The organism is Streptomyces sp. NPDC029956 (genome assembly GCF_055574655.1).
Genome location: NZ_JBVHZJ010000022.1, coordinates 92,590 through 119,043, shown reverse-complemented (window position 1 = coordinate 119,043; position 26,454 = coordinate 92,590). Strand labels below are relative to the sequence as shown.

Here is a 26,454-nt window from a genome sequence, read left to right as displayed (position 1 = left end):
CGGGCCTCGCCCCCGGGGAGAGGTTGTCCACAGGCCGGGCGTTCACCTCGGGCAGTACGGGACAATGGGGCTCATGCCTTCCGTACTGCCCGATGGTGAGTCCGTTCCCGACGACGGGGCGCTGCCCCCGCACGCCCTCGAAGGGGCGGGGGAGCGGCCGCTCGGGTTCTATCTGCACGTGCCCTACTGCGCGACGCGCTGCGGGTACTGCGACTTCAACACCTACACGGCCAGTGAGCTGCGGGGTACCGGGGGCGTGCTCGCCTCCCGTGACAACTACGCCGAGCAGGTCGTCGAGGAGATCCGGCTCGCCCGCAAGGTGCTCGGGGACGACCCGCGGCCGGTGCGGACCGTCTTCGTCGGGGGCGGTACGCCCACGCTGCTCGCCGCCGCTGACCTCGTACGGATGCTGGGGGCCGTCCGCGAGGAGTTCGGGCTCGCCGACGACGCCGAGGTGACCACCGAGGCCAATCCCGACTCCGTGAACCCGGCCTATCTCGCGGAGCTGAGGGCCGGCGGCTTCAACCGGATCTCCTTCGGCATGCAGAGCGCCAAGCAGCACGTCCTGCAGATCCTCGACCGCACGCACACCCCGGGCCGCCCCGAGGCCTGCGTCGGGGAGGCGCGCGCCGCCGGGTTCGAGCACGTCAACCTCGACCTGATCTACGGCACGCCCGGCGAGACCGACGACGACTGGCGGGCCTCGCTCGACGCGGCCATCGGCGCCGGGCCCGACCACATCAGCGCCTACGCGCTGATCGTCGAGGAGGGCACGCAGCTGGCGCGGCGCATTCGGCGCGGGGAGGTCCCCATGACCGACGACGACGTCCACGCCGACCGGTACCTGATCGCCGAGGACGTCCTCTCCGGGGCCGGCTTCGAGTGGTACGAGGTCTCCAACTGGGCCACCTCCGAGGCCGGGCGCTGCCTGCACAACGAGCTGTACTGGCGCGGGGCCGACTGGTGGGGCGCGGGCCCCGGCGCCCACAGCCACGTCGGCGGCGTCCGCTGGTGGAACGTGAAGCATCCCGGTGCGTACGCCGCCGCGCTGGCCGCAGGGAAGACGCCGGGGGCCGGACGGGAGCTGCTCTCCGAGGAGGACCGCAGAGTCGAGCGCGTGCTCCTCGAGCTGCGGCTCAAGGAGGGCGTCGAGCTGTCCCTCCTCAAGCCGGCGGGCCTCGCCGCCGCCCGCAAGGCACTCGCCGACGGGCTGCTCGACGCCGGGCCGTACGCCGCCGGGCGGGCGGTTCTGACCCTGCGCGGACGTCTGCTCGCGGACGCGGTCGTGCGGGACCTCGTGGACTAGGCGCGTTCGGCCCGACCGGCCGGTACGTCCCCGGGGCCTTCGCCGTGCCCGCCCGGGGCCGTCCGGGCGGCCCGGGCGGGCGAGAGCGCCCTGCGGGACGGCAGGGCGATGAGCAGTGCCCCCAGGACCAGGAGGCCGCTCGCCCACAGCGGGCCGAGCGTTCCCGCTCCGGTCCGGAGGGTGAGGGCGGCGACGAGCGGTCCGGTGGCGGCCCCGACGTTGAGCGCGGCGGTCGCGTAGGAGCCGGCCATCGTGGGGGCTCCGGCGGCCTCGTAGAGGACCCGCGCGATCAGCGTGCCGCCCAGCGCGAACGACGCCATGCCCTGCGTGAACACCAGGGTGAGCAGCGCGGCCGGCTCCTCGGCCAGCACGGCCAGGGCCGGCCAGCCGACGAGCAGCAGCGGACCGCCGACCGCGACGACCAGGCCCGGGTAGCGGTCGGACCACCGTCCCGCGAGGGTGATTCCGGCGAAGGAACCGGCCCCGAAGAGGACCAGGGCGACCGGAACCCACAGCTCGCCCAGCCCGGCGGAACCGGTCACGACGGGCGCCAGGAAGGTGAAGCTCGCGAAGGTCGCCGCGTTCACCAGGGCGCCGAGCAGCATCACCAGGAGCAGTCGCGGACGCCTGAGCAGTGCCAGCTCCGCGCGCAGGTCCGGCGCCTCGGCCGTGCCCTCCCGCGAGGGCCGCGCCGGGACGCCACGGAGGACGCCGAGTGCCGCGGGCAGGCAGAGGGCGGCGACGGCCCAGAACGTGGCCCGCCAGTCGAGCAGCGTGCCGAGCAGCGATCCCGCGGGGACCCCGGCGATCGTGGCCAGCGTCGTGCCCGACAGCAGGACGGCCAGCGCGCGCCCCTTCCGGTCCGGCGGCACGAGCCGGGTGGCGGTGGTCAGGGCCACGGCGAGGAACCCGGCGTTCGCGAGGGCCGCGACCACCCTGGTGGCGAACAGGACGGCGAAACTGCCGGTGACGGCGCCCAGGACGTGCGCCGCGGAGAACACGAGGACGAACCCGAGCAGGCCGGCCCGTACCGGCCAGGAGCGGGCGAGCGCGGCCAGGAGCGGCGCGCCGACGATCATTCCGACGGCGAAGGCCGAGGTGAGCAGACCCGCGCTCCCGACCGTGACGCCGAGGTCGGAGGCGATGTCCGGCACGAGGCCGGCGAGCATGAATTCGGACGTGCCCATGGCGAAGACCGCCAGGGCGAGCAGAAAGAGCGGGAGGGGCATCGAGTGGCTCCGGGGTGAGGAAATGACGACAGAGGCATCTCGTCACCGCGGTCAGCACCCACGGACCCACGGACCCACGCGTCCGGCCGCGGAGGGCGGCGGGACGGCGGGGTGGGCAGGACTTCGAACCCAGTGGTCCGTACGACCGAGGGGCGGCCGTACGGAGCGGACTCAGCGGTCCGGGAGAACTCGGGGGTCCAGGGGGCTGACGGCGTGACCGAAAGCCCCCGACGTGTCCGACTCGGGGCTCGACATGGCGCGCACGCTACCCGACCGCGCCCCGCCCGGGCACCCCGTGTTCCGCCCCCACCGGGCCGGCAGGGGGCGGACGACGGCGGACGACGGCGGACGGCGGCGAACAACGCCTGCGGCGCCGCCAGGGCGTGACCGCCAGAGCGGAACGTCCCCGGAATGCCCGGGGGCGTTACGCCGCCACGGCGTAACGCCCCAGGCAACACCCCTACGGCGCCGTCACGAAGTCGATCAGTTCCTCCACCCGACCCAGCAGCTCCGGTTCCAGGTCCTTGTACGTCGTCACCCTCGACAGGATGTGCTGCCAGGCCGCGCCCGTGTTCGGCGGCCAGCCCAGGGCCTCGCACACGCCCGTCTTCCAGTCCTGGCCCCTGGGGACCCGCGGCCAGGCCCGGATGCCCACCGACGCCGGCTTCACCGCCTCCCAGACGTCGATGTACGGGTGGCCGACGACCAGCACGTCCGGCGAGGTCACCTGGGCGGCGATCCGCGACTCCTTCGAACCCGGGACCAGGTGGTCCACCAGGACGCCCAGACGGGCGTCCGGGGCGGGGGCGAACTCCGCGACGATCGACGGGAGGTCGTCGACGCCCTCCAGGTACTCCACGACCACGCCCTCGATGCGGAGGTCGTCGCCCCAGACCCGCTCCACCAGCTCCGCGTCGTGCCGGCCCTCCACGTAGATCCGGCCCGCGCGCGCCACCCGGGCCCGCGCCCCCGGGACCGCCACCGAGCCCGACGCCGTCCGGGTGGGGCGGGCGGGAGCGGCCGACGGGCGGATCAGGGTCACCACCCGGCCCTCCAGGAGGAAGCCGCGCGGATCCAGCGGGAACACGCGGTGCTTGCCGAAGCGGTCCTCCAGGGTCACCGTGCCCGCCTCGCAGCGGATCACCGCCCCGCAGAAGCCCGTCGTGACCTCCTCGACGACCAGATCACGGTCGGCCGGGACCTCGGGGACGGGTGCCGACTTCTTCCAAGGGGGTGTCAGATCCGGGTTGTAGCTGCGCATTTCGGTGACGTTAGGCCACCTGGAAGCGGCGTGCCAGTTCCTCCCGCTGGAGTCGTACGAACGTGGCGTCCACCACCGCCCCGTGCCCCGGCACGTACACCGCGTCCTCGCCGCCGAGCCGCAGCAGCCGGTCGAGCGCGTCCGGCCAGCGGGAGGGGATCGCGTCCGGGCCCGCCTGCGGTTCTCCCGACTCCTCGACCAGGTCGCCGCAGAAGACCACCTCGCGCTCGCCCGGCACCAGGAGCACCAGGTCGTGGCCCGTGTGGCCGGGGCCGACGTTCGCGAGCAGGACCTGCCGTCCGCCCAGGTCGAGCGTCCACTCGCCGGAGACCACGTGCCGCGGGGCCACCAGGACGTCCACCGCCTCGGCCGCCGCCGTCTCGTCGAGCCCGTGCCGTACCGCGTCCGCGCGCAGCGCCTCCCGGTCCCGCACCCGGCCGAGGAGCTCGTCCGAGCCCACCGCGCCGAAGACCTCCGCGCCCGCGAACGCCGCCGTGCCGAGAACATGGTCGAAATGAGGGTGGCTCAATGCGATGTGCGTCACTCTGCGGCCGCCCGTGAGGTCCGCGATCCGTGTCCGCAGCCCGGCGCCCTCCGCGAGCGAGGATCCCGTGTCGTACAGCAGCACCGCCCGTTCACCCAGTACCAGTCCGACCGTGGCGTCCCACCCGGGCAGCCGTCGCCGGCCCACCCCGTCCGCGAGCCGCTCCCATCCGTGCGCTTCCCAATCCACGTCCATGCGGCGACGCTAGCCGGTGGAGGCGTCGCCACCTTGCCAGGAGCGACGCCCGCCGCCGTACACTGGCCGGGGGATCGCTGGCACTCGGACAGGGCGAGTGCCAAAAGCGGAGCAACCGGAACGACGACGACAGCTGGAGGTGCGCACGATGCTCAGCGAACGCAGACTCGAGGTCCTGCGCGCCATCGTCCAGGACTACGTCGGGACGGAGGAGCCCGTCGGGTCCAAGGCGCTCACCGAGCGCCACAAGCTCGGCGTCTCGCCGGCGACCGTGCGCAACGACATGGCCGTGCTGGAGGAGGAGGGCTTCATCGCCCAGCCTCACACCAGCGCCGGCCGCATTCCGACCGACAAGGGCTATCGCCTCTTCGTCGACCGGCTCGCCGGCGTCAAGCCGCTGTCGACGCCCGAGCGCCGGGCCATCCACAACTTCCTCGACGGCGCGGTCGACCTGGACGACGTCGTCGGCCGTACGGTCCGGCTGCTCGCCCAGCTGACCCGTCAGGTCGCCGTCGTCCAGTACCCCTCGCTGACCCGCTCGACCGTCCGGCACGTGGAGCTGCTCTCGCTGGCCCCCGCCCGCCTGATGCTGGTGCTCATCACGGACACCGGCCGCGTCGAGCAGCGGGTCATCGACTGCCCCGCGCCGTTCGGCGAGACCTCGCTCGCCGACCTGCGGGCCCGGCTCAACAGCCGGGTCGTCGGCCGCCGGTTCGCCGACGTGCCGCAGCTGGTGCAGGATCTCCCCGAGTCGTTCGAGGAACTGGAGGACCGCGCCACGGTCTCGACCGTGCTCGCGACCCTCCTCGAAACCCTCGTCGAGGAGCACGAGGAGCGGCTGATGATCGGCGGCACCGCCAATCTCACCCGCTTCGGACCCGACTTCCCCCTGATGATCAGGCCCGTCCTCGAGGCTCTGGAGGAGCAGGTCGTGCTCCTCAAGCTGCTCGGCGAGGCCAAGGAATCGGGCATGACCGTACGCATCGGGCACGAGAACGCCCACGAGGGGCTGAGCTCCACGTCCGTCGTCTCGGTCGGCTACGGTTCGGGCGGCGAGGCAGTCGCCAAACTCGGCGTGGTCGGACCGACCCGCATGGACTACCCCGGAACGATGGGAGCGGTACGCGCAGTGGCACGTTACGTCGGACAGATCCTGGCGGAGTCGTAAGTGGCCACGGACTACTACGCCGTACTCGGCGTGCGCCGCGACGCTTCCCAGGACGAGATCAAGAAGGCCTTCCGGAGGCTCGCACGCGAGCTGCACCCGGATGTGAATCCCGATCCGAAGACGCAGGAACGCTTCAAGGAGATCAACGCCGCCTACGAGGTCCTCTCGGACCCGCAGAAGAAGCAGGTCTACGACCTGGGTGGCGACCCGCTCTCGGCCTCCGGCGGAGGCGGCGCGGGCGGCTTCGGGGCCGGTGGCTTCGGCAACTTCTCCGACATCATGGACGCCTTCTTCGGCACGTCCCAGCAGCGCGGCCCGCGCTCGCGGACCCGCCGCGGCCAGGACGCCATGATCCGTCTGGAGATCGACCTCAACGAGGCGGCCTTCGGCACCACCAAGGACATCCAGGTCGACACGGCGGTCGTCTGTACGACCTGCTCGGGCGAGGGCGCCGCACCCGGCACCTCCGCGCAGACCTGTGACATGTGCCGCGGCCGCGGCGAGGTCTCGCAGGTCACCCGGTCCTTCCTGGGCCAGGTCATGACCTCCCGGCCCTGCCCGCAGTGCCAGGGCTTCGGCACCGTCGTCCCGACCCCGTGCCCCGAGTGCGCGGGCGACGGCCGGGTCCGGTCCCGCCGCACCCTCACGGTCAAGATCCCCGCGGGTGTCGACAACGGCACCCGGATCCAGCTCGCGGGCGAGGGCGAGGTCGGCCCCGGCGGCGGCCCCGCCGGCGACCTGTACGTCGAGATCCACGAGACGCCGCACGACACCTTCCAGCGGCGCGGCGACGACCTCCACTGCACGGTCACCATCCCGATGACCGCGGGCGCGCTCGGCACCAAGGTGCCGCTGCAGACCCTCGACGGCGTCGAGGAGATCGACATCCGCCCGGGCACCCAGTCCGGCCAGTCGATCCCGCTGCACGGCCGTGGCGTCACCCATCTGCGCGGAAACGGCCGGGGCGACCTGATCGTGCACGTCGAGGTGCAGACCCCGGGCAAGCTCGACGCGGAGCAGGAACGCCTGCTGCGCGAACTGGCCAAGCTGCGCGGCGAGGAGCGGCCCACGGGGCAGTTCCAGCCGGGTCAGCAGGGTCTGTTCTCCCGCCTGAAGGACGCCTTCAACGGGCGGTAGGCAGCGCCGGAATCCGATGTACGGAAGGGCGGCACACGCGATCGTGCGTGTGCCGCCCTTTCCGTACCGCGGGTACCCCGCATCGCGCCTCCTCCGTACCTGACGTACGGATTCGGCCCGGAAGCAGGGGCATGACACGATGCCCATATGTCCACCACCGCACTGAACGATCTCTCTCGGTTTCCGATCGTGCAGGCCCCCATGGCGGGTGGCGCCTCCTCTCCCGAGCTGGTCGGAGCCGTGTGCGCGGCCGGGGCACTCGGCTTCCTGGCCGGTGGGTACAAGACGGCCGGCGGCCTCTACCAGGAGATCAAGCAGGTACGCGGGCTCACCGCACGCCCCTTCGGCGTCAACCTCTTCCTGCCGGAGTCCGGGCGGCCCGCCGACCTCGCCTCCGTCGAGGTCTACCGGCATCAGCTCGCGGGCGAGTCGACCTGGTACGAGACCCCGCTCGGCGAGACCGACGACTGCCGTGACGACGCGTACGACGCCAAGCTGGCGATCCTCCTGGAGGACCCGGTCCGCGTCGTCTCCTTCACCTTCGGCTGCCCCGCGCCCGAGGTCCTCGCCTCCTTCGCGCGTGTGGGAACGTTCACGATCGTGACCGTCACCTCCGCCGAGGAGGCCCTCGCCGCGCAGCAGGCCGGGGCGAACGCCGTCTGTGTGCAGGGCGCCGAGGCGGGTGGACACCAGGGCACGTTCCGCGACGACCCCGCCGACGACGCCCCGGGCACCGGGCTGCTCGCCCTGCTCGGCCTGGTCCGCGGAAGCGTGGCCCTGCCGATCGTCGCGACCGGCGGCATCATGCGCGGCGCGCAGATCGCCGCCGCCCTGGCCGCCGGGGCGGACGCCGCCCAGCTCGGCACGGCCTTCCTCTGCTGCCCAGAGTCGGGCGCCCACCCGCTGCACAAGCGGGCCCTGACCGACCCGCTGTACACCCGGACCGCCTTCACCCGGGCCTTCACCGGGCGTCCGGCGCGCGGCCTCGTCAACCGCTTCATGCGCGAGCACGGGCCGTACGCCCCCGCCGCCTACCCCGAGATCCACCACCTCACCGCCCCGATCCGCAAGGCCGCCGCCACCGCGGGCGACGCCCAGGGCATGGCCCTGTGGGCCGGTCAGGGCCACCGGCTCGCACGCGAACTCCCCGCCGGGCAACTGGTCGAGGTGCTGGCCGCCGAACTCGCCACCGCTCTCTCCGAGCTGCCCCACAGGAGCGCCTCATGACCGCACCCGTCTTCGTCGTCGACGCCGTTCCCGGCCCCGGGAGCTTTCTCCTGGACGGCCCCGAGGGGCGGCACGCCGTCTCCGTGAAGCGGCTGCGGGAGGGCGAGGAACTCGTCCTCGCCGACGGCCGGGGCCGCTGGGCCGCGTGCGTGGTGCTGGCCGCCGAGGACAAGGACCAGCTCACCGTCCGGGTCGACGAGGTCCACGAGGACCCCGACGAGGAGCCCCGCATCACCGTCGTCCAGGCGCTGCCCAAGGGCGACCGGGGCGAACTCGCCGTCGAGACCATGACGGAGACCGGGGTGGACGCGATCGTGCCGTGGGCCGCCTCCCGCTGCATCACGCAGTGGAAGGGAGACCGGGGCCTCAAGGCGCTCGCCAAGTGGCGGTCCACCGCGCGCGAGGCGGGGAAGCAGTCGCGCCGCTCCCGGTTCCCCGAGGTCGCGGACCTGATGACGACCAAGCAGGTCGCCACGCTGCTCGCCGGCGCCGATCTCGCGGCCGTGCTGCACGAGGACCGCGACCACCCGAGCGGGGCGCTCGCCACCGCCGATCTCCCGGAGAAGGGCTCGATCGTGCTGGTCGTCGGCCCCGAGGGCGGCGTCTCCCCGGAGGAGCTCGCCGCGTTCGAGGCGGCCGGGGCGAAGCCGTACCGGCTCGGCCGGAGCGTGCTGCGGACGTCGACGGCGGGCACGGCGGCGACGGCGCTCGTCCTGGGGCGTACGGGGCGCTGGAGCTAGTCGCTCCCGGCCGCGGTGCTCGCCGCTTCGGTGTTCACGGTCTCGGCGTGCGCGGCTTCGGTGCTTCCGGTCTCGGCCTACGCGGCCCCGTCGCTGCCGGGCGCGTCCGCCTTCGTCAGGGTGTCGTAGAGGGGCCAGCCGTCCTCGTCGTGGATGCCGTGGGCGGTCGGGAGCAGGCCATGGGCCGCGGCCTCGTCCAGGAAGCGGCGTACGACGCCCGGCTCGTTCAGGTTGAGGACGGCGCCGTCGCCGGTCGAGGCGATGTCACCGGCGCCGAAGGGGTAGCCGGACACGATGCGGCCCGGACCGTCCCGGAAGACCAGGCGGAGCTGGGCGTGGCGGTTCTCGGCGCGGCGCAGGGCGAGGAACGTCAGACAGTCCGGGGTGTGGCGGTGCCCGGTCGTCCACAGCCACACCGTGGAGTCCACCGTCAGCCGGCGCGGTACCCGGTCCCGTCTCATCCGGCGAAGTGTACGGAGTGTGCAACGGACCGAACCCGGTGGACCGCGGGCCCCGCGCGCTCCTTAGGCTGGCCGCATGGCCGACGAGTCCCCCCTGATCCGCAGTCTGCGCGCCGCCGTGGCCGCCGCCCCCGGTGACGTCCCCCTGCGTCTTCACTTCGCCGAACTCCTCCTCTCCGAGGGCCGGAACGACGAGGCCGTCGCGGAGGCGGCCGTCGCGCTCCAGCACGCGCCGGGGGACACGGACGCGCGGGCGCTGATGATGCGGGCCATGGGGATGCCGTCGGCCCCGGCCACCGCTCCCACGGAGAGCAACCCCGCGCCGACCCCGCCGTCCGCGCCGTCCGGGCTGCCTGAGCGGCCCGAGACGTCCGTGGCGCCCGAGCCGCCCGAGACGCCCGTGGCGCCCGTGGACAAGGCCCCCTCCTTCGACTGGGACGCCGCCGAGCAGCAGGTGCAGGACGTCGTCGGGCCCCGCTTCCTGGAGGACCCGCAGGCCGCCGACGGCGAGGGCGCCGCCGGGGACGCCGACGCCTGGGACGTCGACGCGCCCGGCGCCGTACGCCTCGCCGACGTCGGCGGCATGGACGAGGTCAAGGAGCGCCTGGAGGCCGCCTTCCTCGCCCCCATGCGCAACCCCGAACTGCGCAGGCTGTACGGCAAGTCGTTGCGCGGCGGCCTGCTCCTCTACGGGCCTCCCGGCTGCGGCAAGACCTTCATCGCGCGCGCCGTCGCCGGTGAGCTCGGCGCGAACTTCCTCACCGTCTCGCTCTCCGACGTCCTCGACATGTGGATCGGGGCCTCCGAGAAGAACATCCACGACATCTTCGAGACCGCCCGCCGCCAGGCCCCCTGCGTCGTCTTCCTCGACGAGCTGGACGCCCTCGGCGCCAAGCGGTCCCGCACCCACCACAGCGGACTCCGCAACGTCGTCAACCAGCTGCTCACCGAGCTCGACGGCATCGCCGGCGGCCCGGGCAACGAGGGCGTCTTCGTGCTCGCCGCCACCAACGTGCCCTGGGACGTGGACATCGCGCTGCGCCGCCCCGGCCGCCTCGACCGCACGCTCCTCGTGCTGCCGCCGGACGCCACCGCGCGCGAGGCGATCCTCCGCTACCACCTGCGCGAGCGGCCCATCGAGGCCGTCGATCTCGGCAAGCTCGTCAAGGCCACCGAGGACTTCTCCGGTGCCGACCTCGCCCATGTCTGTGAGACGGCCGCCGAGACCGCGCTGCTCGACTCCGCCCGCAGCGGCTCCGTACGACTGATCACCACCAAGGACCTGCTGGGCGCGGCCAAGCAGATCAAGCCGTCCACCGAGCCGTGGTTCGCGGCCGCCCGGAACGTCGCCATGTTCGCCAACGAGGGCGGTCTGTACGACGACCTCCTCGCCCACCTCAAGCGGAAGCGCAAGCTGTGACCACGCCGACCACGCTCCTGCGCGCCGAGGCCCTGTACGACACCGGGCGGTTCGCGCAGGCCGGGGAACTGGTCGCCCAGCACCTGGCGGGCGACCCGGAGGACGCGGGGGCGCTCGTCCTGCTGGCCCGCTGCCACCATCGCGCCGAGGAGCACCAGGCCGCCCTGGAGGCCGTGGACGCGGCCCTGCGCGCCGAACCCGAGCTGCTCATGGCCTGGCTGATGCGCGTCCAGATCCTCCTCGAACTGCGGCGGTTCCAGGACGCCGAGACCGCCGCCCGGTACTCGGTCGGCCTCGCCCCGCAGTACTGGGGCACCCACTACGCCCTCGGTACCGCCCTCGCGCAGTTCGCGGAGCACGCGCGTACGCCCGCGCGTACCGTCGAGGCGTACGAGGCGGCGCGGGCCGCCGTCAGCCTCGCCCCCGAGGAGGACGCGGCCCACTTCCTGGTGGGGCTCACCGCCCAGCGCCGGGGCGACCACGCCACCGCGCAGCGGGCGTACGAGGCCGCCCTGCGGCTCAACCCGCAGAGCAGCGAGGCCCACAACAACCTGTCGCTGCTGCGGCTGCGGCGCCGCTGGTTCCGGCGCGGCGCCTGGACCCAGGCCGCCGAGGGTTTCGTCGCCTCCGCCGCGCTCGACCTCCAGGACCGCAAGGCCCGCTACAACCTGGAGGCCATGGCCTGGAACACGGTGGCGGGGGCGCGCTGGGTGGCGCTGCTCGGCTTCATCGCCTCGACGTTCGGCGCCGCTCCCGCCCGGAACGGCGACACCGGCGCCGACGCGATCGTGCCGTTCCTGATCGGCGCGGCCGTGATCGTCGGCGCCTGGGGCGGCTGGGTCCTGTGGATGGCCCGCCGGGTGCCGCCCCGGCTGCGCCGCCCGATGTTCCTGGTGGCGCGCTCCTGCCGGCCGGTGATCGCGATGGCCACCGCCGTGGGGCTGCTCGCGCTCTACTCGGTGGTGTCGATGGCCCTCTGGTCCTTCGACGCGGGGGTGGTCGGCGGGCTCGGGACGCCGCTGTTCTGGGCCGTGATCATCACCTACTGGGTGAGCCGCTCTGCCCTCAACCGGCGCGCGCCCAAGGACTGACCTGGGACGCGGTGGCGGCCGTGGCGGCGGATAGCATGCGCGTGTAGCGACCGACGAGGCGAGGAGGCCCGGGCCATGGCCGGAGAGCCGCAGAGCGACTGCCTGTTCTGCAAGATCGTGGCGGGGGAAGTGCCCGCGACGATCGTGCGCGAGACGGAGACCACGCTCGCGTTCCGCGACATCAACCCGCAGGCGCCCAGCCACGTCCTCGTGATCCCGCGCCTCCACTACCCGGACGCCGCGTCCCTGGCCGCCGCCGCCCCGGCCGTCGCCGCCGACATACTGCGCGAGGCCGGAGAGGTCGCCGCCCAGGAGAAGGTCGACGGCAGCGGTTTCAGGATCGTCTTCAACACCGGCGCGGGCGCGGGCCAGACCGTCTTCCACGCGCACGCGCACGTGCTCGGCGGCCGTGGCCTGAACTGGCCTCCCGGCTAGAGCGGCAGTCGCCATGTCCGTACGGGAACTCGTCGTGCTCGGGACCGCCAGCCAGGTCCCGACCCGGCATCGCAACCACAACGGCTATCTGCTGCGCTGGGACGGACAGGGCATCCTCTTCGACCCCGGCGAGGGCACCCAGCGCCAGATGCTGCGGGCCGGGGTCGCCGCGCACGACATCGACCGGATCTGCGTGACGCACTTCCACGGCGACCACTCGCTGGGCCTCGCCGGGGTGATCCAGCGGATCAACCTCGACCAGGTCCCGCATCCGGTCACCGCCCACTACCCGGCGAGCGGGCAGCACTTCTTCGAGCGGCTGCGGTACGCCACGGCCTACCGCGAGACCGTGCGGCTGGCCGAGGAGCCGGTGGCCGCCGACGGGCCGCTCGCCGTCACCGACGCGTACACCCTCGACGCGTGCCGGCTCTCGCACCCGGTCGAGTCGTACGGCTACCGGATCACGGAGCCCGACGGGCGCCGCATCCTGCCCGAACGGCTCGCCGCGCACGGCATCAAGGGCCCCGACGTCGGCCGACTCCAGCGCGAGGGCGTCCTCGGCGGCGTGACCCTCGACGACGTGAGCGAGGTCCGGCGAGGGCAGCGGTTCGCCTTCGTCATGGACACCCGGCTCTGTGACGGCGTGCACGCGCTCGCCGAGGGTGCCGACATGCTCGTCATCGAGTCGACCTTCCTCGACGAGGACGTCCGCCTCGCCACCGACCACGGCCATCTGACGGCCGGACAGGCCGCGACGGTCGCCCGGGACGCGGGCGTGCGGCATCTCGTCCTGACCCACTTCTCGCAGCGCTACTCCGACCCGGCCGAGTTCGAGCGGCAGGCGCGGGCGGTCGGGTTCGACGGCGAACTGAGCATTGCCCAGGACCTCATGAGGGTCCCCGTACCGAAGAGATAGAGCACCACCCATGCCCCTCCCCACGGCTCTCCCCAAGGCCGAACTGCACCTCCACATCGAAGGCACCCTCGAACCCGAGCTGGCCTTCGCGCTCGCGGCGCGCAACGGCGTCACCCTGCCGTACGCCGACACCGCCGCCCTGCGTGAGGCGTACCGCTTCAGCGACCTCCAGTCCTTCCTTGACCTCTACTACGGCCTGATGGCGGTCCTGCGCACCGCCGAGGACTTCACCGAGCTCACCGACGCCTACCTGGAGCGGGCCGCCGCCCAGGGCGTCCGGCACGCCGAGATCTTCTTCGACCCGCAGGCGCACACCGCCCGCGGCGTCCCCGTCGGCACCGTGATCGAGGGCCTGAGCGCCTCCCTCGAACGCTCGGAGGAGCGGTACGGGATCTCCACCCGGCTCATCATGTGCTTCCTGCGCGACGAGTCGGCGGAGTCGGCGCTCGCGACCCTCGACGCCGCGAAGCCCTACCTGGACCGGATCACCGGTGTCGGCCTGGACTCGGCGGAGGTCAGCCATCCGCCGGCCAAGTTCCGCGAGGTGTACGAGGCCGCAGCGGCGCTCGGGCTGCGCCGCGTCGCCCACGCCGGCGAGGAGGGTCCGGCGGCGTACGTCCGCGAGGCGCTCGACGTCCTCGGCGTGGAGCGGATCGACCACGGGCTGCGGTGCATGGAGGACCCGGAGCTCGTCGAGCGGCTCGTACGGGAGCGGGTGCCGCTCACGCTCTGCCCGCTGTCGAACGTGCGGCTGCGGACGGTCGACGTGCTGGCCGATCACCCGCTGCGGGAGATGATGACGGCGGGTCTGCTCGTCACCGTGAACTCCGACGACCCGGCGTACTTCGGCGGCTATGTCGGCGACAACTTCGACGGGGTGCGGGAGGCGTTGGGGCTGACGTCGGAGCAGCTGCGCGAGCTGGCGCGGAACTCGTTCGAGGCGTCGTTCCTGGAGGACGACGAGGCGCGGCGGGCGCGGTATCTGGCCGAGGTCGAGGCGTACGAGTTCGGCGGGGAGTAGGCGGGCAGGGCGCGGGGGCGCCCGCGGGGGCGGATGGGAGGCCCGTCGCGGGCGCCCCGTCACCCCCGGTCGCTCGGCCTCGCCAGGCGGAAGGCCGACTTCGTCGGGCGTCGGCGGCCCGCCCGGACCCGCACCGGGGCGATCTCCTGTTCCGGGGCGCCCATCTGCGGGACCGTCGGCGGGGTCGCCGCCGCCGTGCCCGCCAGGACCGCGCCCGCGGCGCCGCCCCTGCGTCGCACCGAGCCCGGGACCAGGGGGCGGCCGGAGACATGGCGGGCCACCGCCGTCATGGGGATCGCGACCAGCGCCAGCAGGGCGCACAGGACCACGCCCATGCCCGGGTATCCGGCGCCCTCCGACAGCAGGCTTCCCGCCAGGGGGCCGCAGGCCACGCCCAGCGAGGACGCCGCGCCGACCAGGACCGCCCAGCGGCCCCGGGGGTCGAGGGAGGCGGCCAGGCCCAGGAGGTAGGAGAGGACCACCGGATAGCAGGCGTTCCAGAGGATCTCGCCGGTCGCGAAGGACGTGAGGTCCTCGGCCGCCGAGCTCAGCAGGACGCAGCCCGCGATGAGGACCGTGCCCACGCCGATCGGCACCGCCCGGCCCAGGCGGGAGCCGAGCGCGCCGGCCGCCGTGACGCCCAGGAGCCCCGCGCCGAGCGCCGCCGCGAAGACCGCGCCGACGGTGACCTCGGAGAGACCGGCCTGGGTGAGGCCGATGCGGCCGCTCACGCCCCACAGGGCGTTCTGGGAGAGGGACCAGAGCAGGATGCCGCCGGCCAGGACCGCACCCGCCGTGCGGTGGGGGAGGGGGCCGGTCGGGGCGGACTCGCGGGGCTCCCGGACCGCGCCCGGCAGCCGGCTCGTGAGCGGCCACACCAGGGCCGCCGCGCAGGCGATCGCGAGCAGCGGCGGCGCGTGGCCGCCGGACAGGTGCGGGAGGGTGAGGTAGAGCGCGCCCGCCGTGGCGGAGACGGAGAGCAGACCGAGCGTCGAGGCCCGGTGCGGGTCCCGCTGTCCGGCGATCCCGGCCGCGGCCACCGCCGTCGCCGTACCCGAACCGAGGCCGCCGAGGACAGCGCCCGCGACCACCAGGGGCACGACGCCGGTCGCGGCGGCGGAGCCGTATCCCACGGTCATCGCGAGCAGGCCCGCGCGGGCCGCCCCGCGGGGGCCGATCCGGTCCCCGCGCGCGGCGAGGGTGAAACCGGCGGTGGAGGAGCCGAGGAGCAGCACGGAGCCCACGAGGCCCGCCTGTGACGGGGAGAGGCCGAGCCCGGCGGAGAGCCGGCCGACGACGGTCGGCAGCAGGTACGGGGCGAGGTAACCGGCCGTGAAGAGGGAGACGAGGGCGACGAGGGCCCCCGGGACGCGCGGGCGCGACGACATGGGCGTTCCAGGAACTGAACAGGGAAGTGAGACGGCGCCCGGTGAACCACGGGGTCGCGGCACCATGTGTATCAAGCATCCGAGTGGGCGGAGAAGGTGGAATCCCGCGATTCTGTCCGTGATACGGGTCACAATTGGTTTGGAGTCGAAGGGGATGGGTATCGCGCGACCGTCGTGTCGTGTCACCCCGTCTCCCGAGACCCATCGGGCACACTGTCCAGATCGGCACCACGGTGCCGGTCCACGCACCACGACCGGGGAGTCCGCCGTGACCACAGCAAGGGGAGACCAGCCGCAACAGGACGCCGGGGTCGACCCGTTGGTGTGCCTGCGCGAACCCACCGACCCCGCCTGCGACGTCTTCCTGACCGGGACGGTCTTCCTCGACATCATCTTCACCGGCCTCGACTCCGCCCCCGTCCGCGGCACCGAGTCCTGGGCACGCGGCATGGGCTCCAGCCCCGGCGGCGTCGCCAACATGGCCACCGCCCTCGCCCGGCTGGGGCTCCGTACCTCCCTCGCCGCCGCCTTCGGCGACGACCACTACGGCGAGTACTGCTGGGACGCGCTCGAACAGGGCGAGGGGATCGATCTGTCGCTCTCCCGCACCGTCCCCGGCTGGCACTCCCCGGTCACGGTCTCCATGGCCTACGAGGGCGAGCGCACGATGGTCTCCCACGGCCACGAGGCCCCGCCGCTCGACGGCGCCCTGCCCGCCTACCCGCCGCACGCGCGCGCGGCCGTCGCCTCCCTCGTCCCCGGCCGCGACGAGGACTGGGTCGCCCAGGCCGCCCGCGGTGGTGCCAAGGTCTTCGCCGACGTCGGCTGGGACGACACCGGCCGCTGGGACCTGGCCGGCCTCACCGACCTCACGCACTGCGAGGCCTTCCTGCCCAACGCCGCCGAGGCGATGCGCTACACCCGGACCGACTGCCCCCGGGCCGCCGCCCGTGCCCTCGCCGACAAGGTCCGCTACGCCGTCGTCACCCTCGGTTCCGAAGGCGCCTACGCCGTCGACGGCGGTACCGGCGAGACCGCCGAGGTCCCCGCCATCCAGGTCTCCGCCCTCGACCCGACCGGCGCCGGGGACGTCTTCGTCGCCGGGTTCGTCACCGGCACGCTCGCCGACTGGCCCCTCGCCGACCGCCTCGCCTTCGCCGGGCTCACCGCGGCCCTCTCCGTCCAGGAGTTCGGCGGCTCCCTGTCCGCCCCCACCTGGGGCGAGATCGCCGCCTGGTGGCAGCACGTCCAGGGCCACGAGAGCCAGGACCCCGAGGCCCTGCGCGACCGCTACGCCTTCCTGGAGCGGCTGCTCCCCGCCCCCGCCCGCCCCTGGCCGCTGCGCCGGGCGGTGCCGACGATCGGTTTCCGCGCGGCACACCCGTAGACCGCGGGGGAAAACCGCTGCTCGTTCCATGTCCGTAAACCGCTATGGGCTTCTCCGCGCCAAGTCGTAGGCTTGGTAGCCCAGAGGTTGTCGAGCAGCGAGAACCCTGCAACGGGAGGTATGCGCAGGCCCCAGTGCCGGCCCATGACTCAGACACCCACAGCCCACAACGGATCGCCCCAGGACGGGGCGCCCGGACAGGCCCGCGCCCACTTCACCGTCCCCGCCAAGCATCCGATGGTCAGTCTGCTCGGCTCCGGTGACGCGCTGCTCCGTGTGATCGAGCGGTCGTTCCCGGAGGCCGACATCCATGTCCGGGGCAACCAGGTCAGCGCGGTGGGCGACGCGGCGGAAGTCGCGCTGATCCAGCGCCTGTTCGACGAGATGATGCTGGTGCTCCGCACCGGTCAGCCGATGACGGAGGACGCAGTGGAACGCTCGATCGCCATGCTCAGGGCGAGCGGGAACGGTTCGGAGGGCGGCGAGGAGACCCCCGCCGAGGTGCTCACGCAGAACATCCTCTCCAACCGCGGTCGCACGATCCGTCCCAAGACCCTCAACCAGAAGCGGTACGTCGACGCGATCGACGAGCACACGATCGTCTTCGGCATCGGTCCCGCCGGTACGGGAAAGACCTACCTGGCCATGGCCAAGGCGGTCCAGGCCCTGCAGTCCAAGCAGGTCACCCGGATCATCCTGACCCGCCCGGCCGTCGAGGCCGGCGAGCGCCTCGGCTTCCTGCCCGGCACGCTCTACGAGAAGATCGACCCCTATCTGCGCCCGCTCTACGACGCGCTGCACGACATGCTCGACCCGGACTCGATCCCCAAGCTGATGGCCGCGGGCACGATCGAGGTCGCGCCGCTGGCGTACATGCGCGGCCGGACGCTGAACGACGCGTTCATCATCCTGGACGAGGCGCAGAACACGAACCCCGAGCAGATGAAGATGTTCCTCACCCGCCTCGGCTTCGACTCGAAGATCGTCATCACCGGTGACATCACCCAGGTCGACCTGCCGAACGGGACGAAGAGCGGTCTGCGACAGGTCCGCGACATCCTGGAAGGCGTCCAGGACGTCCACTTCTCGACTCTCACGTCGCAGGATGTCGTCCGGCACAAGCTCGTCGGCCGTATCGTCGACGCGTACGAGCAGTACGACAGCCGCAACGGCCGCAACGGGCTGTGACGACTTAACGAGAGAAGCACACAAGCACCATGTCGATCGACGTCAACAACGAGTCCGGTACCGAGGTCGACGAGCAGGCGATCCTCGACGTCGCCCGCTACGCGCTCGCGCGCATGCGCATCCACCCGCTCTCCGAGCTCTCGGTGATCGTCGTGGACGCGGAGGCGATGGAGCAGCTCCACATCCAGTGGATGGATCTGCCGGGTCCGACGGACGTCATGTCCTTCCCGATGGACGAGCTTCGCCCGCCGGCGAAGGACGACCAGGAGCCCCCGCAGGGGCTCCTGGGTGACATCGTGCTCTGCCCCGAGGTCGCCACCCAGCAGGGCAAGGACGCGCCCACGGAGCACTCCATGGACGAGGAGCTCCAGCTGCTCACCGTCCACGGTGTGCTCCACCTCCTCGGGTACGACCACGAGGAGCCCGACGAGAAGGCCGAGATGTTCGGCCTCCAGGCGGCGATCGTCGACGGCTGGCGCGAGGAGAAGGGCCTCACCGGCCCGTCCCCGGCGCCGACCGTCTCCTGACCCGATGGACGTTTCGCTGATCCTCGGGGCGGTGGCCCTTGTCGTCGTGGCCTGGCTCGCCGCCTGCGCCGAGGCCGGTCTCGCCCGCGTCTCCAGCTTCCGCGCCGCCGAGGCCGTACGGTCCGGGCGGCGCGGGGCCGAGAAGCTCGCCCAGGTCGCCTCCGATCCCACCCGCTACCTCAACGTGGCCCTGCTGGTGCGCGTCGCCTGCGAGATGGGCGCCGGCGTCCTCGTCACGTACGCCTGCCTGGAGGCCTTCCCGGAGACCTGGGAGGCGCTGCTCGTCGCCATCGTCGTGATGGTCCTCGTGTCGTACGTGGCCGTGGGCGTCTCACCGCGCACCATCGGCCGCCAGCACCCGCTGAACACGGCGACGGCCGCCGCGTACGTGCTGCTGCCGCTGGCCCGGATCATGGGGCCGATCCCGCAGCTGCTGATCCTCATCGGCAACGCGCTGACCCCGGGCAAGGGCTTCCGCAAGGGCCCCTTCGCCTCCGAGGCCGAGCTGCGGGCCATGGTGGACCTCGCCGAGCAGGAGTCGCTGATCGAGGACGAGGAGCGCCGCATGGTGCACTCCGTCTTCGAGCTGGGCGACACGCTCGTACGGGAGGTGATGGTGCCCCGTACCGATCTCATCTGCATCGAGCGGTACAAGACGATCCGTCAGGCCCTCACCCTCGCGCTGCGCTCCGGCTTCTCCCGCATCCCCGTCACCGGGGAGAACGAGGACGACATCGTCGGCATCGTGTACCTCAAGGACCTGGTCCGCAAGACGCACATCAACCGGGACTCCGAGGCGGACGTGGTGTCGACGGCGATGCGGCCCGCCGCCTTCGTGCCCGACACCAAGAACGCCGGTGACCTGCTGCGCGAGATGCAGCAGGAGCGCAACCACGTCGCCGTCGTGATCGACGAGTACGGCGGCACGGCCGGGATCGTCACCATCGAGGACATCCTGGAGGAGATCGTCGGCGAGATCACCGACGAGTACGACCGGGAGCTGCCGCCGGTCACGGACCTCGGCGGGGGCAGCCACCGGGTCACCGCGCGCCTCGACATCGGCGACCTCGGGGAGCTGTACGGGCTGGGGCCCGACGAGTACGACGACGAGGACGTGGAGACCGTCGGCGGACTGCTCGCGAAGGCGCTCGGCCGGGTCCCGATCGCGGGCGCCAAGGCGGTCGTGGAGCTGCCCGACGGGCGCTCGCTGCGGCTGACGGCCGAGTCCCCGGCCGGCCGCCGGAACAAGATCGTCACCGTTCTCGTGGAACCCCTGGAACCGGAGGAGAAGCCGGCATGACCCCCGACGAGCTGCGCGCCTTCTGCCTGGACTTCAACGACGCGACGGAGGAGTTCCCGTTCGGGCCCGACGTCTCCGTCTTCAAGGTCGCCGGGAAGCTGTTCGCGCTCGCGTCGCTCGAGTCCGAGCCGCTGCGGGTCAACCTCAAGTGCGATCCGGACGACGCCGTACGGCTCCGCGAGGAGCATCCGGCGATCGCCCCGGGCTATCACATGAACAAGCGGCACTGGAACACGGTGACCGCCGGAGAGCTCCCGGACCGCATGGTCCGGGAGCTCGTCGAGGACTCGTACGACCTGGTGGTCGCGGGGCTGCCGAAGGCCGTACGGCTCCGTCTCGACAGGCCGTAGCTCTCCCGCCGGCGTGGTTCAGGACCGGCGCCGCAGACCGAGGCCGACCAGGACCGCCGCGCCGAGGACGATCGCCGCGTCCAGGACGAGGACCGTGCGGACGCCCCCGTACAGGTCGCCGCCCGTGGTGGCGAGCACGCCGAGCAGCGGGATGCCGATGGTGATGCCGACCTGCTGGGTGGTCGTCACCAGGCCGGTCGCCAGACCCTGCTCCTCGTCCGGGACGCCCGAGGTGACGGTCAGTCCGTACGAGATGATCGCGCCGAGGTGGCACATCGAGGCGAGCGAGACGGCGACGGTCGCCAGGACCACGCCCGACTCCTCGCCCAGGCCGAGCAGCGCGGCCGTCAGCACGCCCTGACCGGCCAGCGAGCCGACCAGGGTGGCGCGGGCGCCGATCCGGCCGATCACCTTCGGCGCGAGCATGCCGGCCGCGACCGACAGCACGCCCTGCACACCGAAGACCAGTCCGGTCGCGAAGGCCGACAGGCCCAGCGTCTCCTGCAGGTACAGGGTGAGGGCGAAGACGACGGTCGACATCATCGAGAAGGTGATCAGACCGCCCAGGTTGCCGAACGCGACCGTCCGGCGCCGCAGCATCGGCAGCGACACCAGCGGGGCCGCGTGCCGGGACTCGACCCGCACGAACACCGCGAGCAGCACGATCCCCAGCACCAGCGTGACCAGCACGTCCGTGCCGCCGAAGCCGCGCTCGGCCGCCGTCGACAGGGCGTAGATCAGGGCGAGCAGACCACCGGTGACGGTCACCGCGCCGGGCACGTCCAGGCGGGGCCGCTCGGGGGTGCGGGACTCGGGGAGCAGGCCGGGGGCCAGCGGCAGCACGATCACGGCGAAGAGGGCGAGCAGGCCCATGGTGGAGCGCCAGCCGAGGGTGTCCGTCATGACACCGCCGAGGACCATGCCGACGGTGAAGCCGAGCGACAGCAGGGTGCCGGAGATGCCGAGCGCCTTGTCGCGCAGCGGCCCCTCGGGGAAGGTCGTGGTCAGCAGGGACATGCCGGTGGGCACGATCGCGGCGGCGCCGATGCCCTGGAGGGCGCGTCCGGTGAGGAAGGCGGCCGGGTTCCAGGCGAAGGCGGCGAGCAGCGAGGCGAGGCCGAAGAGGGCGAGCCCGGCGAGGAACAGCTTCTTGCGTCCGTAGAGGTCGCCGACGCGGCCGAAGAGGAGCAGGAAGCCGCCGGAGGGCAGCGCGAAGGCGGTGACCGCCCACTGGAGGGCGGACTGGCCGAGGCCGAGGTCGGCGCCGAGGACGGGCAGCGCCACGTTCAGCACGGAGAAGTCCAGCGCGACCATGAACTGGGCGGCGCACAGCACGAAGAGGATGAGCCGGGTGCGGCCGGTGAGGGCCGGGGGACCGGCCGGAGGGGCGGCCTCGGTGCCGGTGTCCGCAGGGGGAGAGGTCAGGGTTGCCATGACCCCACCTTCGGCGTCCGGGAACAACGCTGGGGAGCGGGAACTTATCCTGTTGGTCGTACCACCAGGCATCCAGGGGGAGGAAGCACACGTGGCCACCGCTCTCGAGAGCAGCACGGCGAAGCAGCACCGACTCGGCGAACTGCGCGAGTTCCTGATGAGCCGTCGGGCACGGGTGAGCCCCGCGGAGGCGGGCCTCCCGGACGGGGGCGCGCGCCGCCGCACGCCGGGGCTGCGCCGGGAGGAGGTCGCGGTCCTCGCCGGCGTCGGCGTCTCCTGGTACCAGTGGCTGGAGCAGGGCCGGGACATCACGGTCTCGCCGCAGGTGCTCGACTCGGTGGCGCGGGTGCTGCGGCTGAGCCCGGCGGAGCGGCGCCATCTGTACGTCCTGGCGGCGCTGAACCCGCCGGCGCCGGAGACGGCCCCCGAGGACCGGGACATGTGCGACGGGCTGCGGCGGCTCATCGACGCGTGGATGCCGTTTCCCGCGCACATCATGGACGTGTACTGGAACACGGTCCTGTACAACGACGCTGCGGCGATCGTGCTCGGGATGGGTCCCGACGTCGCGCAGAACTGCCTGGTCACCTTCTTCACCGATCCGCTGTACCGCACCCGCATGACCCAGTGGGAGGAGATCGCCCCCCGGGTGGTCGCCCAGTTCCGTTCGGCGTGCTCGGAGAGCCCCGAGGACGAGGGTTTCCGGCAGGTCGTCGAGGAGGTCAAGGAGCTGAGCCCGGAGTTCACGGACCTCTGGGAGCGGCGGGACATCCTGCCCGGCGGCCAGAACCGCAAGGAGCTGGAGCACCCGCTGGTCGGCACGCTGTACGTCGAGGCGACCCAGCTCAGGGTCCCGGCCCGGCCGGACCTGGTGATCGTGCTCCACACCCCGCTGCCGGAGGCCGGCACGGCGGAGAAGCTGGAGTGGCTCGTGTCGCCGGAGGGGCGCCGCGGGGCGATGTACCCGGTCGCGGGCTGAGGCTCGGTCCGGTCGCCTCGCGTGCTTCGGGGGCGTCGCGGGCGGCGTTCCGGCGCGGACCTATGCTCAGGGGCATGACACTCAGCAGCGAGCACGGCGACCTCGGCGCCGAGGACCTCAAGATCATCACGCTGGCGCGCAGCGCCCGCGCCCGCAACGGTGTGCCCGAGGGGGCCGCCGTACGGGACGAGACCGGTCGTACGTACGTGGCGGGGACCGTGGAGCTGGAGTCGCTCAAGCTGAGCGCCCTGCGGACCGCGGTCGCCATGGCGGTGGCGAGCGGCGCCCAGTCCCTGGAGGCGGCGGCCGTCGTGTCGAGCGCGGAGTCCGCGTCGGACGAGGACCGCGCGGCGGTACGGGACCTCGGCGGCCCGGAGACCCCGGTCCTGCTGGCCGGTCCGGACGGTCGGCTGCGCGTGGCGGTCACGGCGGGCTGAGCGACGCGGCCGCCGCACGGGGCAGACACCTCGTGGCGGCGAGAACCGGACAGGGGACCCGGCGTTGGCGCCGGGTCCCCGTGCTTTGTGTGTTTGTGAAGGATCACCGCATCTTCTCTTGCCTTCCCATGCGGTCTGCGTCTCAATGAACAGCGGTCCGCCCGACGGGCCGTCAGATCTCCACCATTCACGCAGTGTCCGCACCCCTGCGTTCGCCATCGGAAGGGGTTCGAACTCGCCATGAGAAGCAGAAGCACCTTAGGGACCGTCGCGGTCGTCGCCGGAGGGCTCGCCGCCGCCTCGCTCGCCTTCGCGCCGACGGCCGCCGCCGTCTCGCCGGGGTCGGCCACGGCGACGTACGACTGCGGTTCGTGGGGCGGCGGCAGCGCCACCCTCGTCGCGACGCAGAGCGGCACCGCCGCCACCATCACCCTCACCTCGTCCGTGACGACCCCGATCCCGGTCGGCGCCGACCAGATCAACGCCACGCTGACGCTGGCCAAGGCCGGTGGCGGTACGCGGGTCTTCAGCGGCAAGAAGAACCCGGCGCTCCCCGTGGGGCCCGTGACCATCGGCCCCCTCAGCGGGACCGTGGCCTCCGGCGACAGCCTCAACTCGTACTTCGCGGGGGTCGCCCTCAAGATGGTGATCTTCGGGGTCACGGTGAACTGTGACGCGCTGACCTCGCAGTCGCCCGGCCCGTTCGTCTTCAGCTGAGTCCTGTACCCACCGGACCGGTGTCGCCCTGGGCGGCACCGGTCTCCGTCGTGTTCCGGCACCTCGGGAATCGGCGCTGACCTGGGGAAACTCCTCCCCTTCGAGGATCTTGACAGTATCTGATGGGTCATCAGTCGATGTCTTTCGTCTGCATTGACTTCTCTCCGCCCGCAGCCGTCAATGGCGCCCACTCATCCCTCAGGAGGGGGCACACCCATGGCACTCACCCGATCCCGGGCGGCGGCCCGAAGACGGCGCTGGACCGCCGTCCTCGGCGCCACCGCCCTCGCGGTCGCAGGAGGCGCGCTCGCGGCCCCGGCCGGCGCGACCACCACCTCCCAGCCGGTGGAATTCCAGACCCGCTGCGTCCCGCCGCCGATCGCCGGCATCCCGCCCATCACGGGCACCACCACCGCCGAGATCACCGTCGACAAGGCCAGCCCCAAGGTCGGCGAGACCGTCACGGTGACGTACACGATCACCAAGCCCGCCGCGTCCAACCCGGTCGACCTCGCGCTGCCGGCCGACATCATGACGCCCAGCGGCAAGGTCGTCCTCGGCGGCGCCCAGAGCGGCGCGGTCACCGTCAACGGCCCCAAGAAGAACCCGCCGGTCCCCGGCAAGGGCTCCTTCCCGGCCTTCTCGATGACCGGCACCTTCACCGTCACCGATGCCGGGTCGATCACCCTCTCACCCGGCGACTACAACATCCACACCAGCTACCTCATGGAGCTGGACACCCCCTGTACGGTGCTCAACCCGCCCGCCCCGGTCTCCGAGACGGTCGTCGCGAGCCCCGTGACCAGCCCCAACACCCGCGCGCTCGCCCTCGACACCGCGTCCGGCGACCCGGGCGTCCGGGTGACCGTCAACGGCTCCCGGTTCACCCCGCTCACCGAGGTCACCGTCGTCGGCCGGGCCGGCGCGGCGGAGACCGCGGACAGGATGACCGTCACGACCGACAGCGAGGGCTCCTTCGCCGCGCGCCTGAAGGTCGCCGACGTGGCGACCACCGGGATCGTGGCCTACGAGGGCGCGGCCTGGGACCCCGGGAAGGGTGCCGGACCCGCCGCGTACAAGGTGGTCGTACCGGCTCCGCCGAACAGCCAGACCATCACCGCGGCCGTCACCGCCGGTGAGCTCTCCATGACCCAGGCCGGGGACGCCGTCGAGCTGTCGTCCGTCGACTTCGGTCAGGGCGGCGCGGCGACCGGCGACCTCAGGACGGTGACGGTGAAGGACTTCCGCGGCGGCCCCGCGGGCTGGTCCCTCACCGGCAAGGTCACCGACTTCACCGGAACCGGCGGCTCCATCGGCTCCGGGAACCTCAGCTGGACACCGGCCTGCACCGCCAAGGCCGGCAGCCCCAGCGCCTGCGCGGCAGGCTCGTCCGGTCCGGTCGGCAGCGGCGGCGCGACCCTCGCCTCCACGCCGAACGGCGCTCTCACGGGCGGCGAGTTCACGATCGACGCGGGGCTCTCCCTCGACGTCCCGGCCTTCACGGCGCCGGGCTCGTACGCGGGCGTGCTGACGCTCACCCTGTCCTGACCACCGTGCCGGCCGGGCGCGCACCCGGCCGGCCCGCTCCGCACCCCGGGGGTTTTCGACTCGTGCGCACGCTGTACGTACTCCTCCTGAGCGTCCTGCTCCTCCTGCTGGGCGCCGCCCCGCACGCCCAGGCCGCCGAGAACGGCGAGTGGGCCGTCTATCCCGCCGCCCCCCGTCTCGGCAGCCGCCCCTACTTCTTCCTCACCGCCGATCCGGGCTCCACGCTCACGGACAAGGTCACCGTCGCCAACAAGACGGCCGCCCCGCTGACGTTCCGGCTCTACGGCGCCGACGCCTACAACACCGACCGGGACGGCGGCTTCGCCGTCCGCACCCAGCGGGAGAAGCAGACCGGCGCCGGTGCCTGGATCACGCCCGAGCGGACCCGGATCACCGTCCCGCCCGGCTCCGCCGTCACCGTCCGGTACACGCTGACCGTCCCCGCCGACGCCGACCCCGGCGACCACCCGGGGGCGCTCGTCGCCCTCGACGAGCGGATCAGCCCCGGCGGGAGTGGAGCCGTCGCCGTCGGCGTCCAGCGCGCCGTGGCCGCCCGCCTCTACCTGCGGGTCAACGGGCCCACCGTGCCCGCCCTCGGCGTCGAGGACGTCACCGTCGACCAGGACCGGCCGCTGGTCCCCGGCGCCGGCACGAGCAGCGCGGTCGTCTCGTACACGCTGCACAACCGGGGCAACGTCACCCTCAACCCCAAGGTCGCCCTCAAGGCGGAGGGCCTCTTCGGACGCACCCTCCTCGACCGCGACCTCGCCACGGTGCCGTCCGAACTGCTGCCCCGGCAGAAGATCCGGCTCACCGAGCGGTGGACCGGCTCCCCGCAGCTCGACTGGGGCGACATCACCCTCACCGCCACCGCGAAGGACGTCCGGGAGACGGGTACGGTCTCCTTCCTCGCCCTGCCCTGGCTCGCCGCCGCGACCCTGCTCGTCGGGGGCGCCGCGGGCCTCTTCGGCCTGCGGATCCGGCGGCACAGGGCGGCCCGCGCGGAGCCGAGTGCGCACGTGAGTACGTGAGGCGGGCGCTCATCGGG

At 72.9% G+C, this 26,454-nt stretch carries 26 protein-coding genes; 20 read left to right on the top strand and 6 right to left on the bottom strand.

Features of this window, described 5'->3' with window-relative positions:
• Positions 1-73 precede the first annotated feature (73 nt).
• Positions 74-1,306, top strand: coding sequence for a radical SAM family heme chaperone HemW (gene hemW / locus ACZ4XX_RS19700; RefSeq protein ID WP_468509127.1), 1,233 nt, complete (start codon positions 74-76; stop codon positions 1,304-1,306).
• Here hemW and ACZ4XX_RS19695 read toward each other — a convergent pair.
• The 3 genes from ACZ4XX_RS19695 to ACZ4XX_RS19685 form a co-directional block, all read right to left on the bottom strand.
• Complete coding sequence (locus tag ACZ4XX_RS19695; RefSeq protein WP_468509126.1) at positions 1,303-2,535, bottom strand: Cmx/CmrA family chloramphenicol efflux MFS transporter; 1,233 nt, start codon at positions 2,533-2,535, stop codon at positions 1,303-1,305. The genes hemW and ACZ4XX_RS19695 overlap by 4 nt on opposite strands.
• A 460-nt stretch (positions 2,536-2,995) precedes the next feature.
• The gene (locus tag ACZ4XX_RS19690) at positions 2,996-3,796 is read right to left on the bottom strand and encodes a DUF3097 domain-containing protein (RefSeq protein ID WP_468509125.1); all 801 of its coding nucleotides are present in this window, start codon (positions 3,794-3,796) and stop codon (positions 2,996-2,998) included.
• Positions 3,797-3,806: 10 nt separating this feature from the next.
• The gene (locus tag ACZ4XX_RS19685; protein WP_468509124.1) at positions 3,807-4,535 is read right to left on the bottom strand and encodes an MBL fold metallo-hydrolase; all 729 of its coding nucleotides are present in this window, start codon (positions 4,533-4,535) and stop codon (positions 3,807-3,809) included.
• 148 nt (positions 4,536-4,683) lie between these two features.
• Between ACZ4XX_RS19685 and hrcA the strand changes: the two genes are divergently transcribed.
• The 4 genes from hrcA to ACZ4XX_RS19665 all read left to right on the top strand — a co-directional run bounded on the left by hrcA (position 4,684) and on the right by ACZ4XX_RS19665 (position 8,807).
• Complete coding sequence (gene hrcA, locus ACZ4XX_RS19680; protein WP_383579909.1) at positions 4,684-5,703, top strand: heat-inducible transcriptional repressor HrcA; 1,020 nt, start codon at positions 4,684-4,686, stop codon at positions 5,701-5,703.
• Entirely contained in the window at positions 5,704-6,840 is a 1,137-nt protein-coding gene (dnaJ, locus tag ACZ4XX_RS19675) for a molecular chaperone DnaJ (RefSeq protein ID WP_468509123.1), read from the top strand. It abuts the gene before it with no gap.
• Positions 6,841-6,987: 147 nt separating this feature from the next.
• Positions 6,988-8,067: a nitronate monooxygenase gene (locus tag ACZ4XX_RS19670; protein ID WP_468509122.1), complete on the top strand. Its 1,080-nt coding sequence runs from the start codon at positions 6,988-6,990 to the stop codon at positions 8,065-8,067.
• Complete coding sequence (locus tag ACZ4XX_RS19665; protein WP_468509121.1) at positions 8,064-8,807, top strand: 16S rRNA (uracil(1498)-N(3))-methyltransferase; 744 nt, start codon at positions 8,064-8,066, stop codon at positions 8,805-8,807. The genes ACZ4XX_RS19670 and ACZ4XX_RS19665 overlap by 4 nt, the downstream gene beginning before the upstream one ends.
• A gap of 77 nt (positions 8,808-8,884) precedes the next feature.
• Here the strand turns inward: ACZ4XX_RS19665 and ACZ4XX_RS19660 are convergent, their stop codons facing one another.
• Positions 8,885-9,268 carry a hypothetical protein gene (locus ACZ4XX_RS19660; protein ID WP_468509120.1) on the bottom strand — a complete coding sequence of 128 codons (384 nt, stop codon included), beginning with the start codon at positions 9,266-9,268 and terminating at the stop codon, positions 8,885-8,887.
• 76 nt (positions 9,269-9,344) lie between these two features.
• Between ACZ4XX_RS19660 and ACZ4XX_RS19655 the strand changes: the two genes are divergently transcribed.
• The 5 genes from ACZ4XX_RS19655 to ACZ4XX_RS19635 all read left to right on the top strand — a co-directional run bounded on the left by ACZ4XX_RS19655 (position 9,345) and on the right by ACZ4XX_RS19635 (position 14,151).
• Positions 9,345-10,688: an ATP-binding protein gene (locus ACZ4XX_RS19655; RefSeq protein ID WP_468509119.1), complete on the top strand. Its 1,344-nt coding sequence runs from the start codon at positions 9,345-9,347 to the stop codon at positions 10,686-10,688.
• Positions 10,685-11,779: a tetratricopeptide repeat protein gene (locus tag ACZ4XX_RS19650; protein ID WP_468509118.1), complete on the top strand. Its 1,095-nt coding sequence runs from the start codon at positions 10,685-10,687 to the stop codon at positions 11,777-11,779. The genes ACZ4XX_RS19655 and ACZ4XX_RS19650 overlap by 4 nt, the downstream gene beginning before the upstream one ends.
• A 75-nt stretch (positions 11,780-11,854) precedes the next feature.
• Positions 11,855-12,214, top strand: coding sequence for a histidine triad nucleotide-binding protein (locus tag ACZ4XX_RS19645; RefSeq protein WP_468509117.1), 360 nt, complete (start codon positions 11,855-11,857; stop codon positions 12,212-12,214).
• A gap of 13 nt (positions 12,215-12,227) precedes the next feature.
• A complete protein-coding gene (locus tag ACZ4XX_RS19640) occupies positions 12,228-13,130 on the top strand; it encodes a ribonuclease Z (protein WP_468509116.1) in 903 nt (300 codons plus the stop codon).
• A 10-nt stretch (positions 13,131-13,140) separates the two neighbouring features.
• Positions 13,141-14,151 (top strand): adenosine deaminase, encoded by a 1,011-nt coding sequence (locus ACZ4XX_RS19635; protein ID WP_468509115.1) that lies wholly within the window; start codon positions 13,141-13,143, stop codon positions 14,149-14,151.
• A 59-nt stretch (positions 14,152-14,210) separates the two neighbouring features.
• Here ACZ4XX_RS19635 and ACZ4XX_RS19630 read toward each other — a convergent pair whose 3' ends face one another.
• Positions 14,211-15,539: an MFS transporter gene (locus ACZ4XX_RS19630; protein WP_468509114.1), complete on the bottom strand. Its 1,329-nt coding sequence runs from the start codon at positions 15,537-15,539 to the stop codon at positions 14,211-14,213.
• Positions 15,540-15,807: 268 nt separating this feature from the next.
• Here ACZ4XX_RS19630 and ACZ4XX_RS19625 point away from each other — a divergent pair, with 268 nt between their 5' ends.
• From ACZ4XX_RS19625 to ACZ4XX_RS19605, 5 genes are all read left to right on the top strand, one after another.
• Entirely contained in the window at positions 15,808-16,926 is a 1,119-nt protein-coding gene (locus ACZ4XX_RS19625) for a carbohydrate kinase family protein (RefSeq protein WP_468509113.1), read from the top strand.
• Between the two features lie 144 nt (positions 16,927-17,070).
• Complete coding sequence (locus ACZ4XX_RS19620; RefSeq protein WP_468509112.1) at positions 17,071-18,114, top strand: PhoH family protein; 1,044 nt, start codon at positions 17,071-17,073, stop codon at positions 18,112-18,114.
• Between the two features lie 29 nt (positions 18,115-18,143).
• The gene (gene ybeY / locus ACZ4XX_RS19615; protein ID WP_187624566.1) at positions 18,144-18,641 is read left to right on the top strand and encodes an rRNA maturation RNase YbeY; all 498 of its coding nucleotides are present in this window, start codon (positions 18,144-18,146) and stop codon (positions 18,639-18,641) included.
• A gap of 4 nt (positions 18,642-18,645) precedes the next feature.
• Positions 18,646-19,941, top strand: coding sequence for a hemolysin family protein (locus ACZ4XX_RS19610; protein ID WP_468509111.1), 1,296 nt, complete (start codon positions 18,646-18,648; stop codon positions 19,939-19,941).
• Positions 19,938-20,291 carry an MmcQ/YjbR family DNA-binding protein gene (locus ACZ4XX_RS19605; RefSeq protein WP_468509110.1) on the top strand — a complete coding sequence of 118 codons (354 nt, stop codon included), beginning with the start codon at positions 19,938-19,940 and terminating at the stop codon, positions 20,289-20,291. The genes ACZ4XX_RS19610 and ACZ4XX_RS19605 overlap by 4 nt, the downstream gene beginning before the upstream one ends.
• Before the next feature lie 18 nt (positions 20,292-20,309).
• On the opposite strand, the gene ACZ4XX_RS19600 is transcribed toward ACZ4XX_RS19605, so the two are convergent.
• Positions 20,310-21,725: an MFS transporter gene (locus ACZ4XX_RS19600; protein ID WP_468509109.1), complete on the bottom strand. Its 1,416-nt coding sequence runs from the start codon at positions 21,723-21,725 to the stop codon at positions 20,310-20,312.
• 157 nt (positions 21,726-21,882) lie between these two features.
• On the opposite strand from ACZ4XX_RS19600, the gene ACZ4XX_RS19595 reads away from it, so the two are divergent.
• From ACZ4XX_RS19595 to ACZ4XX_RS19575, 5 genes are all read left to right on the top strand, one after another.
• A complete protein-coding gene (locus ACZ4XX_RS19595) occupies positions 21,883-22,704 on the top strand; it encodes a helix-turn-helix transcriptional regulator (RefSeq protein ID WP_468509135.1) in 822 nt (273 codons plus the stop codon).
• Between the two features lie 74 nt (positions 22,705-22,778).
• Entirely contained in the window at positions 22,779-23,141 is a 363-nt protein-coding gene (locus tag ACZ4XX_RS19590; protein WP_187624571.1) for a cytidine/deoxycytidylate deaminase family protein, read from the top strand.
• Between the two features lie 240 nt (positions 23,142-23,381).
• Complete coding sequence (locus ACZ4XX_RS19585; protein WP_055598771.1) at positions 23,382-23,858, top strand: hypothetical protein; 477 nt, start codon at positions 23,382-23,384, stop codon at positions 23,856-23,858.
• A gap of 216 nt (positions 23,859-24,074) precedes the next feature.
• Positions 24,075-25,406, top strand: a complete 1,332-nt coding sequence (locus tag ACZ4XX_RS19580; protein ID WP_468509108.1) for a beta-xylosidase — start codon at positions 24,075-24,077, stop codon at positions 25,404-25,406.
• Positions 25,407-25,468: 62 nt separating this feature from the next.
• Positions 25,469-26,437, top strand: coding sequence for a DUF916 domain-containing protein (locus ACZ4XX_RS19575; protein ID WP_468509107.1), 969 nt, complete (start codon positions 25,469-25,471; stop codon positions 26,435-26,437).
• Positions 26,438-26,454: the final 17 nt, after the last annotated feature.

Coding starts and splice junctions, on each gene's coding strand:
- hemW (WP_468509127.1), top strand. CDS start 74: ATGCCTTCCGTACTGCCCGATGGTGAGTCCGTTCCCGACGACGGGGCG.
- ACZ4XX_RS19695 (WP_468509126.1), bottom strand. CDS start 2,535: ATGCCCCTCCCGCTCTTTCTGCTCGCCCTGGCGGTCTTCGCCATGGGC.
- ACZ4XX_RS19690 (WP_468509125.1), bottom strand. CDS start 3,796: ATGCGCAGCTACAACCCGGATCTGACACCCCCTTGGAAGAAGTCGGCA.
- ACZ4XX_RS19685 (WP_468509124.1), bottom strand. CDS start 4,535: ATGGACGTGGATTGGGAAGCGCACGGATGGGAGCGGCTCGCGGACGGG.
- hrcA (WP_383579909.1), top strand. CDS start 4,684: ATGCTCAGCGAACGCAGACTCGAGGTCCTGCGCGCCATCGTCCAGGAC.
- ACZ4XX_RS19670 (WP_468509122.1), top strand. CDS start 6,988: ATGTCCACCACCGCACTGAACGATCTCTCTCGGTTTCCGATCGTGCAG.
- ACZ4XX_RS19665 (WP_468509121.1), top strand. CDS start 8,064: ATGACCGCACCCGTCTTCGTCGTCGACGCCGTTCCCGGCCCCGGGAGC.
- ACZ4XX_RS19660 (WP_468509120.1), bottom strand. CDS start 9,268: ATGAGACGGGACCGGGTACCGCGCCGGCTGACGGTGGACTCCACGGTG.
- ACZ4XX_RS19655 (WP_468509119.1), top strand. CDS start 9,345: ATGGCCGACGAGTCCCCCCTGATCCGCAGTCTGCGCGCCGCCGTGGCC.
- ACZ4XX_RS19645 (WP_468509117.1), top strand. CDS start 11,855: ATGGCCGGAGAGCCGCAGAGCGACTGCCTGTTCTGCAAGATCGTGGCG.
- ACZ4XX_RS19640 (WP_468509116.1), top strand. CDS start 12,228: ATGTCCGTACGGGAACTCGTCGTGCTCGGGACCGCCAGCCAGGTCCCG.
- ACZ4XX_RS19635 (WP_468509115.1), top strand. CDS start 13,141: ATGCCCCTCCCCACGGCTCTCCCCAAGGCCGAACTGCACCTCCACATC.
- ACZ4XX_RS19630 (WP_468509114.1), bottom strand. CDS start 15,539: ATGTCGTCGCGCCCGCGCGTCCCGGGGGCCCTCGTCGCCCTCGTCTCC.
- ACZ4XX_RS19620 (WP_468509112.1), top strand. CDS start 17,071: ATGACTCAGACACCCACAGCCCACAACGGATCGCCCCAGGACGGGGCG.
- ybeY (WP_187624566.1), top strand. CDS start 18,144: ATGTCGATCGACGTCAACAACGAGTCCGGTACCGAGGTCGACGAGCAG.
- ACZ4XX_RS19610 (WP_468509111.1), top strand. CDS start 18,646: ATGGACGTTTCGCTGATCCTCGGGGCGGTGGCCCTTGTCGTCGTGGCC.
- ACZ4XX_RS19605 (WP_468509110.1), top strand. CDS start 19,938: ATGACCCCCGACGAGCTGCGCGCCTTCTGCCTGGACTTCAACGACGCG.
- ACZ4XX_RS19600 (WP_468509109.1), bottom strand. CDS start 21,725: ATGGCAACCCTGACCTCTCCCCCTGCGGACACCGGCACCGAGGCCGCC.
- ACZ4XX_RS19595 (WP_468509135.1), top strand. CDS start 21,883: ATGAGCCGTCGGGCACGGGTGAGCCCCGCGGAGGCGGGCCTCCCGGAC.
- ACZ4XX_RS19590 (WP_187624571.1), top strand. CDS start 22,779: ATGACACTCAGCAGCGAGCACGGCGACCTCGGCGCCGAGGACCTCAAG.
- ACZ4XX_RS19585 (WP_055598771.1), top strand. CDS start 23,382: ATGAGAAGCAGAAGCACCTTAGGGACCGTCGCGGTCGTCGCCGGAGGG.
- ACZ4XX_RS19580 (WP_468509108.1), top strand. CDS start 24,075: ATGGCACTCACCCGATCCCGGGCGGCGGCCCGAAGACGGCGCTGGACC.